At 46.9% G+C, this 14,551-nt stretch carries 13 protein-coding genes; 9 read left to right on the top strand and 4 right to left on the bottom strand.

From position 1 onward, the window contains the following. The first annotated feature begins 3 nt into the window (after window positions 1-3). The 5 genes from R3D86_13210 (at window position 4) to R3D86_13190 (ending at window position 6,378) form a co-directional block, all read left to right on the top strand. A complete protein-coding gene (locus R3D86_13210) occupies window positions 4-1,692 on the top strand; it encodes a DEAD/DEAH box helicase (GenBank protein ID MEZ5759172.1) in 1,689 nt (562 codons plus the stop codon). 66 nt (window positions 1,693-1,758) lie between these two features. Next, a complete protein-coding gene (locus R3D86_13205; protein ID MEZ5759171.1) occupies window positions 1,759-2,457 on the top strand; it encodes a tetratricopeptide repeat protein in 699 nt (232 codons plus the stop codon). A gap of 92 nt (window positions 2,458-2,549) precedes the next feature. After that, window positions 2,550-3,887 (top strand): tetratricopeptide repeat protein, encoded by a 1,338-nt coding sequence (locus R3D86_13200; protein MEZ5759170.1) that lies wholly within the window; start codon window positions 2,550-2,552, stop codon window positions 3,885-3,887. Beyond that, window positions 3,888-4,784, top strand: a complete 897-nt coding sequence (locus tag R3D86_13195) for a tetratricopeptide repeat protein (GenBank protein MEZ5759169.1) — start codon at window positions 3,888-3,890, stop codon at window positions 4,782-4,784. Between the two features lie 226 nt (window positions 4,785-5,010). Next, a complete protein-coding gene (locus R3D86_13190) occupies window positions 5,011-6,378 on the top strand; it encodes a pyridoxal-dependent decarboxylase (protein MEZ5759168.1) in 1,368 nt (455 codons plus the stop codon). Here R3D86_13190 and R3D86_13185 read toward each other — a convergent pair. Continuing rightward, entirely contained in the window at window positions 6,375-7,346 is a 972-nt protein-coding gene (locus R3D86_13185) for an alpha/beta hydrolase (GenBank protein MEZ5759167.1), read from the bottom strand. The genes R3D86_13190 and R3D86_13185 overlap by 4 nt on opposite strands. Further along, a complete protein-coding gene (locus tag R3D86_13180) occupies window positions 7,324-7,950 on the bottom strand; it encodes a hypothetical protein (GenBank protein MEZ5759166.1) in 627 nt (208 codons plus the stop codon). Before R3D86_13180 ends, R3D86_13185 begins: the two co-directional genes overlap by 23 nt. A gap of 107 nt (window positions 7,951-8,057) precedes the next feature. Here R3D86_13180 and R3D86_13175 point away from each other — a divergent pair, with 107 nt between their 5' ends. Then, window positions 8,058-9,404, top strand: coding sequence for a pyridoxal-dependent decarboxylase (locus R3D86_13175; protein ID MEZ5759165.1), 1,347 nt, complete (start codon window positions 8,058-8,060; stop codon window positions 9,402-9,404). Here the strand turns inward: R3D86_13175 and R3D86_13170 are convergent. Next, entirely contained in the window at window positions 9,401-9,868 is a 468-nt protein-coding gene (locus R3D86_13170) for an OsmC family protein (GenBank protein ID MEZ5759164.1), read from the bottom strand. The genes R3D86_13175 and R3D86_13170 overlap by 4 nt on opposite strands. Window positions 9,869-9,985: 117 nt before the next feature. On the opposite strand from R3D86_13170, the gene R3D86_13165 reads away from it, so the two are divergent. Together R3D86_13165 and R3D86_13160 are read left to right on the top strand one after the other, a co-directional pair. Then, window positions 9,986-10,480, top strand: a complete 495-nt coding sequence (locus R3D86_13165; protein MEZ5759163.1) for a MazG nucleotide pyrophosphohydrolase domain-containing protein — start codon at window positions 9,986-9,988, stop codon at window positions 10,478-10,480. Window positions 10,481-10,641: 161 nt separating this feature from the next. After that, complete coding sequence (locus R3D86_13160; protein ID MEZ5759162.1) at window positions 10,642-13,389, top strand: TonB-dependent receptor; 2,748 nt, start codon at window positions 10,642-10,644, stop codon at window positions 13,387-13,389. Window positions 13,390-13,404: 15 nt separating this feature from the next. On the opposite strand, the gene R3D86_13155 is transcribed toward R3D86_13160, so the two are convergent. Next, complete coding sequence (locus R3D86_13155; GenBank protein ID MEZ5759161.1) at window positions 13,405-13,812, bottom strand: GFA family protein; 408 nt, start codon at window positions 13,810-13,812, stop codon at window positions 13,405-13,407. A 163-nt stretch (window positions 13,813-13,975) separates the two neighbouring features. Here R3D86_13155 and R3D86_13150 point away from each other — a divergent pair, with 163 nt between their 5' ends. Next, window positions 13,976-14,500, top strand: a complete 525-nt coding sequence (locus R3D86_13150) for a TlpA disulfide reductase family protein (GenBank protein ID MEZ5759160.1) — start codon at window positions 13,976-13,978, stop codon at window positions 14,498-14,500. The last annotated feature ends 51 nt before the right edge of the window (window positions 14,501-14,551 follow it).

Here is a 14,551-nt window from a genome sequence, read left to right as displayed (position 1 = left end):
ATTATGACGCTGGAAAATGCGCAGGGCGTGGATGCGCCTATTTTTGATTTTGACAAATTCGGCTTTGATAAAGCCATTATCAAATCGATTAAAAAAGAGAGCTTTACAACACCAACCCCCATTCAGGATCTTGCCATTCCCTATGTAATGGGCGGGTCTGACCTGATGGGCATTGCCCAGACCGGTAGCGGCAAAACCGCGGCTTTTTCATTGCCCGTCATCAATAAACTGATCGATGATTATCAGAAACCGGAAAGCCATAAACCGAAAGTCCTGATCCTGGCACCGACCCGGGAGCTGGTCATGCAGATCGGCAAATTCATTGAAATCATGAGCCGGGGCACACCGATTAAAAATCTGGTTGTGGCAGGCGGGCAAAGTTACCAGCCACAGATCCGCAAACTTAAGTACGGGGTTGATATTCTTATTTCCACACCCGGCCGGTTGATTGACCATATGGGAAGCGGGAATGTCAAACTGGACGAATGCCGGACATTCATTCTTGATGAAGCGGACAGAATGCTGGATATGGGCTTTATTGATGATGTGATTGAAGTGCGGAAAAACCTGCCTGAAGATCATCAGACAGTCATGTTTTCCGCCACCATGAATGATAAAGTCAGAAAGCTTTCTGCTGAACTTCTCAAAAATCCGGAATATGTTGAGCAGGAGAGAAAAACGGTTGTTGCCGATACCATAACACACCGCTTAATGAATGTGCGCCGCAAGGATAAACTGGCGCTTCTTATTTCTTTGTTACAGGACGAGACAATTGATAAAGCACTCGTTTTTGCCCGGACGAAACTCGGGGCAGACAAACTATGTGACGACCTTAAAGCCGCATTTGAAGGAACGGATATGCGAATTGACGCTATCCACGGCGATAAAAAACAGCGCACACGGGAAAAAATCCTGCTGAATTACCGTAAAGGCCGCACCAAAGTATTGGTCGCCACCGATGTTGCTGCCCGCGGCATTGATGTGGAAGGGATCAGTCATGTCATCAATTACGAACTGCCGATTGAAGCGGAAAATTATATTCACCGTGTCGGGCGTACAGGACGCGCAGGCGTACGCGGTCTTGCCATTTCTTTTTGTGATCCAAGTGATGTCCGCCTGCTGCGGGAAATTGAAAAGCTGATCAAACTGCCAATTGAAATTGATGAAGAACAAAGATTTCATTTTGATATTGCTGATGTCGGTGATTTTAAAAAGGGTAAAAGAAATAAGGCAAGAAGCTCAAAAACAGTGAGCCGTCGTCCGGGGCGGGACTCGGCCGCAAAACCGGAAAAGAAAAAAGCAAAACCCTATAAGGCTGATCAGCAAAGACCGGTAAGGGAAAAAAGCGAAAAACCGGTAAAAGCGAAAAAAGCTTACGACCCGCTTCAGGACAGCTATCAGCTTGGTGCCGCAGAATTTGGTGACGATCCGGTTCTTAAAAAACTGCATGGAAAATCGACAAAAATAAAACCAGCGAAAGCAAAAGCCAAAAACCGCAATGAACCAAAAGGAAAACGCGAAAAACTTTATGGGAAAAAGACTGAAAAACCGGCGAGTAAAGGACGGGAAAAACCCGCGTCCAAAAGGCGGGAAAAGCCAAAAGGCAAGACTTCAGGCAAGCAAAAACAAACCGGCGGTTTTAACCGATTTTCACCAAAAGGAAAATCATCTGCCCGTCGCAGCGGCAAATAGCATAAGTTATTGATATATTAAGCATTACCGTGCTAGCATAGCAGAGTAAAAAAAATATGGGGAAAAATGAGCAAGATATTAAAAATTGCCGCTCTGCTTGCGCTTGTTTTTATTTCGTGGAACTTGTTAAGTAAAAAAAGTTTCGATGAAGGGCTTATTGCCTATCGTAGCGGCGATTATAAAACCGCCTATGATATTTTTATTGATGAAGCTGAGAATGGCAATATTAATGCCGCCTATAATGTCGGCTATATGTATAAAAATGCACTTGCCGTTGATCAGGATCTGGCAGCAGCCATAAAATGGTATAAAGAAGCCGGAGATGGCGGCCATGCCGTTGCCCAGAATGAACTGGGGCAGATGGCCAAAAACGGTGAAGGAATGCCGGTTGATTATGATGAAGCCATGTCATGGTTTTTAAAATCAGCCGATCAGGGATATTTCGGTGCACAGTTTAATATCGGTCAGATGTTCTATCAGGGGACCGGCGTTGAGCAAAGTTATGAACAGGCGTTTAGCTGGTATATTCTGGCTGCAGGGCAGGGCATGACCGCCGCGCAAAGAAGTCTTGGTGTTATGTATAAAATGGGTCAGGGAACACTGCAAAGTAATCTGTATTCATTCATGTGGCTTTATATTGCAAAAGAACGCGGTGATGGTCCTGCCGCCAGTTTACTTGATAGCTATACCAAAGATATGGATGTTGATACCGTAACCCAGGCAATCACCCTTGCCAATCAATGGATTGCCAATCATCCTTCGTGACAGATATTTTTGCAAAAATTAACACTTTATGAGAATATAAGTGCTTAGTATGTGTTTTTATAAATAGTATCCTTAATTTCAGGGAAATTGAAATGAGTAAAAAAATCCTGTTTTTCTTTCGTTTGGTTTTTCTTTGTGGCCTGCTTGAGGCCTGCGCTACCGGCATGTCGATGGATAGTGCCAGACTGGCCTATGACCAGGGGGATTATACCACGGCGCTGAATTATTACCGGGAGCAGGCGGCTGCGGGAAATATGGAAGCAAGCTTTCTGGCTGGTCAGATGTATGATCAGGGCACCGGTGTTGAGAAAAACAGTGTGGAGGCGCAAACCTATTATAAAATAGCCGCTGACAGTGGCTATCCCGGTGCAGCACTTGCATTGGCAACCGCCTATTATTTTGATAAAAAATATACTGAGGCAAAGCCTTATTTTGATAGTGCGGCAGCATCCGGCAATGGTGTGGCGCTTTATTATCTGGGTGAAATGTCAGAAAACGGGCTTGGGGTCAGTCGTGACAGTATAAAGGCACTTGACTATTATCAGTCCGCTTCGAAAGCCAATAATGGGGCAGCACAATATAAACTCAGCGAATTTTATCAAAATGGCAATGGTGTGGCGCAGGATGCGGATCAATCCGACCGTCTTTTAAGAAGTGCGGCGGCCAATGGCTATCCTCAGGCGGAATATCAGGTGGCAAATCGTGTGCTGGATGGCCTTGATGCCAGTGTAGGGAGCCGTCAGGCCGTTGACTGGATGAGGGATGCCGCTGATAACGGCGTCATGGAGGCACAGACCATCATAGGGAAAATGTATAATACCGGGGACCGTGTTGATCAGAATGTGACGGAAGCGTTTAAATATTTTGAAATGGCCGCCAATCAGGGTGATGCTGAAGCGCAGCATAACCTTGGCAATTTATATCGACAGGATAAGGGCATAGAACGTGATCTGACTGAGGCGATGCGCTGGTACAGAACGTCGGCTGATCAGAATTACCGTGCAGCGGAATATGATCTGGGCTCCATGTATTATATCGGCCTTGGTGTTGATCAGAATATCAAGGAAGCGACAAAATGGTTTCTGAGGGCTGCCGAAAAAGGTCATCCGATTGCTCAGTATTTTCTTGGCAATATTTACAGAACAGGGCAGAATGTCATCATTAATGAGGAAGAAGCCTTAAAGTGGTATCAAAAGGCGGCGGAACAGAATATCCCTGAAGCCCAGAATAATCTGGGCTATATGTATGCCAACGGTCAGGGTACGGGCAGAAATTATATTCTGGCCCATATGTGGTTCAGCATTTCGCTGGTAAATGATAATCTGAGTGCGCAGCAGGCAAGGCAGTTTATTGAAACTGAAATGACGGAAGACGAGATTGATGAAGCGGAAAATATGGCAAGAAGCTGGCTTGAAAATCATGGGCAATAAATGAAGCACATATATTTCCTGCTGCTGGTCTTATGTTCCTTACCTGCTCATGCGGATATTGATCAGGCAAAAGAAGCCTATTTTATGGGTGATTACAGCCGGGCCATGAATGAATTTATGCCACTGGCCGAGCAGGGCAATACATATGCCCAGATAAAAGTCGGGCAATTATATGAAAATGGCTGGGGTACAGACATAAATTATGAATTGGCCCGCGAATGGTTCGAAAAAGCGGCGGCGGCCGATGATCCGCTGGCGCATGTCGCTTTGGGCAAGCTTTACGGATATGGTCACGGAGTTCCAAAAAACTACAGCCGTGCTCAAACTCATCTTCTGAAAGCGGCGGATCTTGGTTATCCCCATGCCTATTATATTCTGGGGGAACTTCATAATGATGATTTTGCATTGGGTCATAATGATGATTATGCGCTTGAATATTATATTCTGGCGGCAGAACATGACAGTGCAGCATCGCTAATAAACGGACATTTCAGGACAGGGACCGGACAATGGTTTCGCCTGATTACCCCAAAGGGGGTTGCCCTGACCAGAAAATATGCCGATGCCGGTAATATCTATGCACAGTTTAATACCGGCATTCGTTACTATTTTGGTGAAGGGGTTGAAAAAACCATAAAACGGCCGAAACCTATTTTTCTGATGGCAGCGGATGCAGGCAACGCTGAAGCGCAGAATTACCTGGCGCAGAACCGGGTTATGGAAAATCCGACAGGATTTGATAAAATATTTGTCACTAAATGGTTTTTTGTGGCGGCCGAAAATGGCAATCCCGATGCCCGCAACAATCAGCTCAGAATAGAAGCGGACATGACAGCGGACCAAATAAAAGAAGCTCATGCCGCCGCGGATTCAATTCTCAAAATTCAGAAAAAATAAAAAAAATGGAGGGCGGGCAACGAGAAACCCACCCTCCGATCCTTTACTGCCGCATGATCAGAAACAGCAGAAGGGAGATATTTGTAAAGCATAAAGAATCACATGTTTACAGTGAAAACTTAAACGATAAATTGACACTGTCAACTTTAAAATTTAAGCGTTTGAACTTCTGCCATTTTTTGCGTAAAAAAAGAGGTGGGAACTATTTACGGTCAGGGAGTATGGGATGAGTTTCGATGAAGAATTGTTTAAGTGTGTGATTGAAACGGCACGGGAATTTGAGAATAATCTTAAAACGGGTCCTGTTGTGCCGCCGAAGGACGCCATTGATGCGCTGGTCGAATTTAATGAAGCCATGCCGGCAGGAAAAACGGACGCGCTTGATGTGATCAGACAATTAAGAAGACTGGGTAATCCGGCAACGACATTAAGTCGTAGCGGGCGGTTTTTCGGCTTTGTTGTGGGTGGGACATTGCCTGTATCTGTAGCGGCCGACTGGCTTACCTCAACCTGGGATCAGAATTCGGCCCTGACCATGCTTGGATATGTCAATGCCAAGCTTGAGCAGGTCTCCCAAAGATGGATTATTGAGCTTTTATCCCTGCCGCAGGGGACGGCCGTTGGCTTTGTCACCGGGGCGACGATGGCGGGCTTTACCGCATTATCATCGGCACGGACAAGAATTTATAAAAATCTTGGCTATGATCTTAAAACCTGTGGGGTGCGCCGCGCCCCCAAAATCCGCTTTATCATCAGCGAAGATATTCATGCGACCAATATCCGCGCCCTGAATTATATGGGCTATGGCGCGGAGGATTTTGAGTTTGTGCCGGTGGATGACCAGGGCAGAATGCGGCTTGACCAAATGCCGCCACTTGATAACAGCTGCATCATTCTGGCCCAGGCGGGCAATATCAATAGTGGGGCATTTGATAATTTCCCGGAAATCTGCGCCCGCGCACGAAAAGTCGGCGCATGGGTCCATATTGACGGGGCATTCGGCGGCTGGATAAAGGTTTCCCCCACACGTGCCCATCTGGGGGAAGGAATGGAACTGGCCGACAGCTGGTCAATTGATTGTCATAAATGGCTAAATGTGCCCTATGACAGCGCCATTGCCATATGCCGTGACCGTGAAGCAATACTTGAAACATTTTCCATATCAGCAAGCTATCTGACAACGGAAGGGGAAAGAATTCCCAATAACTTTACGCCGGAGCTGTCCCGCCGTGCCCGTGGCATTGATGTCTGGGCGGCGCTTAAACATCTGGGCCGGGAAGGGTTCGGCGAAATGATTGACCGCTGCTGTGACCATGCGACATGGTTTTCGGGAGAGCTTCAAAAAATCGGCTTTACCATCATGAATGATGTGGTGATTAACCAGATTGTCTTCTGCCTTGCGGATCATGATGATCAGCGATTAAAACAGATCATGGATCATGTGGCGGCAAGCGGCAAAACATGGTTCGGGCCAACCCACTGGCAGGGCCGGGATGTTTACCGGATGAGCATATCTTCCCATGAAACAACGCGGGCTGATCTGGACATTGCCCTAGGCGCCATTAAAGACGCAATCAATGCGGTTGGCGGTTAAGGTTTTTTCTCGGATTTTGAAAAAATAAATTTGCGGATATCATAGGCAAATAAGCTGGGCCCGGTGTTAAAATGGAACACTTCGGACAGATGATTATTATCCATCAGTTGTTTAACCATCGGCATTTCACCGTCCCTCCGGTAAAGCGCATCAATCAGGCGGGATGCCTGATACTGGAAATTATCCTTGTCATATTCTGCATATGAAATAAAGACCGGCACTTTCCGCCCGTCCAGTTTATTTAAAATCGAACGGTCAGCATAAACCTTATTATCGCGGCCGAAATAATCGTAATATTGCGGGTCGGCATCATGGTTTAGAATATCTGTATCATAGACGGACCCGCTCGCCAGAATGACTCCGGTGACGCCGTCATTTTCAATCTGGTAGTCTTCTTCGAATATATAGCTGGCAACATGCTGTGCCCCGGCCGAATGACCGAACAGGAATATATTTGATCTATCACCGCTTTTGATTTTATCCGGATTATCCCTAATCCATTTAAGCTGAAGTGCCAGGTCAAGGGTGCCTGTCGGCCATTTATATTCGGGAGCAAGCCGATATGTCATTACCACTGTCGGGATGCCAAGTTTGGCAAAATGATAGCCCACATTGGCATACATGGCCTTATCTCCGGCCACAAACGATCCGCCATGCAGGAATATCAGGATCGGGGCAGGCGTATCCGGCATTTTTGCCGGTTCATAAATATCAAACCCCTGTTTTGGGTCCGGGCCGTATTTCAGATCACGGCTTACCTTGACTTTGCTGTTATCTGCCGCATCCCAAAGCGGTTGCCAGCGTGCCAAAGATTTTCCCACATTTATGATTTTGCCGTCACTTCTGATTTGTTCCGTTATCTCCGTCAGTGACAGTGTCTGGGCATTTGCGCTGAATTGAACCACCAGCAAACAGATAAAAATAAAACCCCGCATCATCATTTCGTTACCTGTCTTTTTTCTGATCATTGTCATTTTCATATTTTTTCAAAATTGACGGATGCAGGTTTGCTTTTAATTCCTCAACCGACTTTGATCTTAACCGTTGGCGCTGGGCAACTTTTTTCTTTAAGTCAGGTTCTTTTCTCTCGCTCATCAGCGTATGAATTAGAAACATTTCAAATATTCCCCTGACCAGTGACAGACAAAACTGGAAGGCATAGCTGAAATTTGGATAAACGACATAATCCGGAAGATCGACAAAGGGAACATCACGCCAGACGATATCACGGCGGATAATTCTCGAATGCTGAATGAAAAAGGCTTCCTGGTTAAAATAAACCATATAGCCATCATAAACGATGAAGAAAAATATAAAGATAACAATCAGAAATTTAAGATAAACAAGATCATAAATCCGCCCGACAAGCTCATAGCGATAGTTCAGCAATATTCCGTAAAAAACAACTCCTACACTGACCATGGCTATGAATATCGTAAGATAAGGGCCAACCTCGGTAAGTTCATAGGTGCTGATCATCATCTTGGCGATGATTTGCGGTAACGCCAGTACGGCAAATAATAAAATAGTCTGGGCAAAATTTAGCCCGCTTTCCTTTAACTGATCCTGCAAGATTGACCCTTTAGATTGCTCAAATTTTTAAAATTATTAATTCTAGTCTTTGATATTGGCATTTCACCACAATTCAGTAAAGTCGAAATATCTAAAAAAAGGAAAGCATGATGAAATTCGACCAGCAATTATTTGAATATGTGGTGAGTGCCGCGAGAGAGTTTGAAGAGAAACTGGACAGCCGCCGGGTAACACCGGACGAAGATGCGCTTATGTCACTGGAGCGTTTCAATGAGCCGTTAAGTCAGGCCGGTGAGGCCGCCACATCCGTCATCAAAATGCTGAATGAAGTTGGTGAACCCGGCGTCGTTTCGTCGCGTGGCGGTCGCTATTATGGGTTTGTCACCGGTGGCGCATTACCCGCCGCCGTGGCGGCAAACTGGCTGGCGGCCAGTTGGGATCAGAACGCAGGCCCCATGGTCATGAGCCCGACTGCCGCCAAAATTGAGGAAGTGGCAGGACGCTGGGTGCTTGACCTGCTTGATCTGCCGCACCAAAGCGGGTTTGGCTTTGTCACCGGCGCCACTATGGCGGGCTTTACCGCATTATCAGCCGCCCGAAACAGGCAGTATAAAAATCTGGGATATGACCTTAAGGCAGACGGGATCAGAAATGCTCCAAAAATCCGCTTCATTATGTCGGAAGAAATCCATCCGACCAATATCATCGCCCTGCAATATATGGGATACGGAAAAAATGAACTGGAATTTATCCCCTGTGATAAGCAGGGGCGGATTATGGTTGATAAAATTCCGCCCCTTGATGATCACTGCATTATTTTGCTTCAGGCGGGCAATGTGAACAGTGGCGCTTATGATGATTTTAATGCCGTCTGCGACCTTGCGGCAGGGACAGGGGCATGGGTCCATGTTGATGCGGCTTTTGGCGGCTGGGTTCGCGCCTCACGGACAAGGGCGCATCTGACAAATGGTATGGAGCGGGCCGACAGCTGGTCACTGGACTGCCATAAATGGCTAAATGTGCCCCATGACAGTGCTATTTCGATCTGCCGCGACGCCGGCAGCCTACAGGATATGTTCGGGGTCAGAGCCGCTTATCTGGTTGAAGGGGCGGCAAGGGAGCCAAACCACCACACGCCCGAGCTATCCCGTCGGGCACGGGGCATTGAAATCTGGGCGGCGCTCAAATTTCTGGGCCGGGACGGCTTTGCCGACCTGATTGAGCGGACATGTGATTATGCAAAATATTTCGCGTCCGAACTCGAAAAAATGGGTGTTGAAATACTCAATGATGTGGTGATTAATCAGGTTGTGGCAACAATGGATGACGCAAAACTTGATCAGTTCATTAAAACGGTGCAGCGGGACGGCAAAACATGGTTTGGCCCGACCGCCTGGCAGGGACGCAGAGGATTCCGCATCAGTATTTCTTCCCATGCGACAACGGATCGGGATATTGAAATTGCGCTATCCTCGATCCGGGCGGCGCTTTAGGAAATAATTTCGGTCACAATTTCCGTCGTCACCGAATTGGCGATAAAGCATAATTCGTGGGATTTATGGTGTATGCGGTCAAGGTCTTCCGGCGTTGGCCGTTTTTCCCCGCTATAATGGGCTTCCGGTTTTAAGATAACTTTGGTCATGGCCATTTTATTGCGGCCAATGCGTTCCAGCGTGCCAACGGCATGATCGGTATAATCATCGACGACAAACCCTTCACGTGAGCAAAGATCAAGAAAGAAAAGCATATGACAGCTTGAAAGACTGGCGACAAAAGCCTGCTCAGGATCAATAAAATCCGGGTTGGAATAAGGGAGCGGCACAATATGATGCGATGGACTGGCAGGAATGCTCAGGCCGCCTTCAAATTCCCATTTATGTTCGCGGCTATATTTCTGATCCGTATATTTTTCGTCGCTTCCACGTTTCCACGAAATCACCGCTTCATAGTCAGACATTCTTTTCTCCTTTTTTAAAAAAACTAACATAGTTTTTAAAAAGCGCGTATCCGAATGTTGTTTTTTTGAACAGAAAAGTTATAAAAAAGAAATCAAAAATATCATTTAGGGAAAATTATGAAAAATTATCTTGCCGACAGCGCACGGACCGCCTCAAACACCTATTTCATCGAAAAAGTCACTGACGAGGAAGTCAAAAATACTTTTGAGGATTTTGCCAAAACCGGTGAAATTCTGGATAACCAGAAACGCCGCCTTTTTTACGGTAAAGGCGACACGCTTGAGGGCGGAAATGTAGATGATTTTTCCATTTCAAATTTAAACGGCAATATTGTCCATGCCATTTACGGGATCTGCACCGAAGCGGGGGAAATCAGTGAAGCTTTCCTAAAGGCGGCAAAGACAGGGGAATTCGACCAGGTCAATTTAAAAGAGGAAGCAGGGGACCTGATGTGGTATCTGGCCATGCTGTTTCGTGAGCTGGGGACCGATTTTCCGGAAGTGGCCACAACCAATATCAATAAGCTTAAGGCACGCTTTCCGGAAAAATTCACCCAGGAAAAAGCCTATAATCGCGATATTATAAACGAGCGGGAAATTCTTGAGCGGTGATAAAAATTTTGTCCGTAATTTTATTTAGTAAGCGGAATTTTAAAAAATTATGCAGGTTATAGTAGAGAATCTTATGTTTCATGACATCTATAATTATTGACTTCCACTTGGTTAAGACATACCCTTAAAGCTTATAAATATAGATTTTAAGGAGTTATGATATGGCTCATTCAGGTTTATTAAAACTTTCCACAGCGCTTCTTACAGTTGCTGCTTTTTCGCCACTCAATAGTATAGCACAGGCACAGGACGCCGGAGACACAGATGTTCTTGTCGTCACCGGGTCCTATATTGGCGGAAAGACCCAGGAAAATTCACCATCACCACTCAACGTTGTCACCCGTGATGATCTGAGTGTGCAGGGGCTTAACAGTCTCGCTGATATTTCCCGCAATATGACTTTTAACGCCGGGGCGGAGATCAATACCGATGCCTTTACCCAGAATTTCAGCACCGGCACGGGAAATATCAATCTTCGCAACCTCGGGCTTGGCTCAACACTGGTCCTGATTAACGGCAAACGGCAGACCCTGTCGGCTTCCTATGCGGATGACGGGTCAACCTTTGTTGATACCAATTCCCTGATGCCGATGATTATGGTTCAGCGCGTAGAAACATTAAAGGACGGCGGTTCCGCAATTTACGGGACCGATGCGGTTTCCGGTGTGGTCAATTTCATTTCCCGAAAAAATTTCACCGGTCTTGAAATGGACGCGGGCTATATGCAGACAACGGCGGATAATCAGCATGATTTTGATATTTCCGCCATCTGGGGAACGGAAGTCGGCGATAACGGTCATTTTGTTATTGCCGGCAGTTTCATGAGCAGAAGCAGCCTGAGTGCCAGTGACCGTGCGGAACTGACAGCAGGCACCGGCATTTCCGGGTCAGGGCAACCGGGCACACTGGTTTTCCGTAACCAGATTCCTGTCCCCGGCGGGGGTGGGGCCACATTTCCGATCCTGCCTATCATTGACCCCTATTGCGGCACAGCGGCCAATTCCATTCCGAACCCGACCGGGGATCAGCTTCCCGTTGGACCCTATACACTGGATGTCGGCAGCTGCGGTTTTCAGTTTGACGGCTATTATGATCTGGTGCCGGAAGAAAAGCGGCATCAGCTATTTGCCAGCTTTGATACGGACATAAATGATACTGCCCATTTATATGTGGAAGCGGGCTATGCCAATAATAAAGCCAAGCGAAATAATGCTCCGGCATTTCCGATAGCGTCACCCGTGCCGGTTCTGGTCGGTGACGGCATGGGCGGCGTGCTGCCCAATGTCCCGGCGGAGGTTCAGCCACTAGTCCAAAGCCTTGGCCTTTCAACAATATTATTTGTCGGTCGGGTGCTGGGTGATAATGGTGCACCGTTTGTTTCCAACCATGATAATGAAACCTTCCGCATTGCTTCAACCCTGGACGGGGATATAAATGAAAGCTGGACATGGGAAACATCGGCCACATACAGCAAAAATACATTTGGCTTAAATGTTCAGGACGTCAAGCGAAACGAATATATAACCGCGCTGACCAACGGCAGCTTTAACCCGTTTGGCACCGCATGGACAGATTATCCCAATAGTCAGGCAGTGATTGACGCCATAACCGGCGATGCAACCGTCGCCGGGAAAACCGATCTCTTTACCTATGACGCCCATGTGACCGGGGAGGTGGCCCAAATTAACGGTAACCCGGTTCAAGTTGCCATCGGCGGCCAGTACCGCCGCTCAACCATGAATTATGACTGGAGCAGCGACTATAACGGTCCAACCGGGGATAATGGTGATGGCAGCAATGGCGGCGTTTTTGCCGGAACGCCACTGGCGCCCTTTGACGGCGGCACGCTGATGTTCCTTTATGGTGGTCCTGATTATGGCGGAAACCGTGATGTCATTGCCGGATTTGCGGAACTTGCCGTGCCGCTTGATGACACGGTTGATGTCCAGCTCGCAGCCAGATACGAAAGCTATGGTGATGGCGTGGACAGTTTTGATCCGAAGGTTTCCGTGCTGTGGCGGCCGAATGATATGTTCTCGGCCCGGGCGTCATACAGCACCACATTCAGGGCACCGTCGCTTTATAACACATACGGGGTTCAGACGGCCCTTAATGAAATTACCCTTGGCAGCAGTTCGACATTTCTGCCTGTAACCTCCATCGGCAATGCGCAGTTAAAACCGGAAACATCCGATGTGATCAATATCGGCTTTACCTGGGAACCGGTTGATATGCTCAGCTTCGGGGTCGATTACTGGCGCTATGATTTCAGCAATCTTATCACGCAGGAAAATTCGCAGTCCGTGGTAAACCGCGCCCTTAATGGTGATATGGCTGCTTATTCCCAGCTGGAATTTTCCGACCCGATGGACCCGACAACGCTTTATCACATCTATACCAATATCATCAATGCGCCGTCGGTTAAAACGGATGGTGTGGATTTGACGGCCAATCTTGAATTTCCGCTGGACGCGAATAATGCAACGCTCCATGCCGGGGTCGAAACTACCGTTGTCTTTAACTATGACGGCGTTGATCAAGCCGGCAACAGCTTCGAAGGGGCGGGAAGCCGCAATTTCACCAATTTTGCCCGCTCACTGCCGAAATGGCGGTCAAATTTCAATGTCGGCTACAGCACTGATCATCACCATGTCAATCTCTTCATGCGCTATATCGGCAGCTATCAGGATGACCAGAATAATGTGGACGTTTCCAGCTATACCACATTTGATCTTCAGTATAGCTATATCTGGGGTGATCCGGACGAGGCACCGATGCAGTTTACACTGGGTGTGATCAATCTATTTGATAAGGACATCCCGCGGCTTAATACCAATGCCGGGTTTGATACCAAAGTCCATGACCCGAGACAGCGGATGGTCTATGGCCGGGTCAGTAAGCGGTTCTAGGATTTAGGACTTTTGCTATTCCGGCAGCTGGTCAAATTGGGGGAGGTCGTCTGTGATCTCAAACCACGGTGCTTTTGAGCCGACGAATATATGCATCTGCGGTTTGATTGACGGTGTATCAACAAGTGTGCCCATGGTGACATGGGCATATTCGCCATCCCGCACCATGGAATAAAGCAATGATCCGCAAGTGCCACAGTGAATATCATAATTCAAATCATCACCGTATTTCAGGATATTTTCCCCGCCCTTCACCAGTTTCAGATGCTCTTTCCTGATCCCGGCAAAGGATTTGAAGGCCGACCCGGTGGATCGCCGACAGTTTGAACAATGACAGTTCATGGCATATTCAAAATTATCATCCACAGCATAATTGACCGCCCCGCATAAACATTTTCCGGCAAGTTTTTTCTGTTTTGTCATGCGCGTCCTTATTTAATTGGTCTTTTCTGATCCTACGTCGATTTCCCCTTGCTGTAAATTATCAATTCCTGAAATTCTGATAGGGTTTAGGAAACTTGGTCATTATTGACAGGATTGCGCGAAGTCAGTACGATCAATAAAAAGGACCATTAAGGGGGATGATATGCGCTTTCTGATTTCCATTCTGTTAGTTGTTTTTGTAACGAATTCTGCCCATGCTGAAGACATTGTCGGCAATCTGAAGATTGGCGATGCAATTCCGGAGTCTCTGGGGGCCGACATTGACGGCAATAAAATAAATTCAAGTGATTATCAGGGCAAAATTATAGTCATAAGTTTTTGGGCAACCTGGTGTCCCCCATGCCGTAAGGAACTTCCGATCATAGATAATCTGCAAAGGCTGGCCGGGAAGGAACGACTGGCTGTGATTGCAGTGAATTTTGGTGAACCCAAACGGATATTCCGCAAATTCGTCAAGGCGGCGGGGGATGTCCATCTGACCTTTAGCCATGATAACAAGGGAAGCATTGGGAAAAAAACCTTCGGCATTGAAGCAATTCCACATATAATTATTGTTGATCATCTGGGGAAAGTTGCCTATGTCCATTCCGGGTATGGTGAAGAAACCGTGGATCATCTGGCCGATGAAATAAATGATCTTTTTCGAAAAATGCAACCAGACATATAAAACCGTCTTTCAATTCTGCGATATAAACCTTAAACTACGCCGGTAATTAAA

The organism is Emcibacteraceae bacterium, from assembly GCA_041396985.1.
Classification (GTDB): Bacteria; Pseudomonadota; Alphaproteobacteria; order Sphingomonadales; family Emcibacteraceae; genus Pseudemcibacter.
The sequence above is the reverse complement of the archived record's forward strand: the minus strand, read 5'-3'. Positions and strand labels throughout refer to the sequence as shown.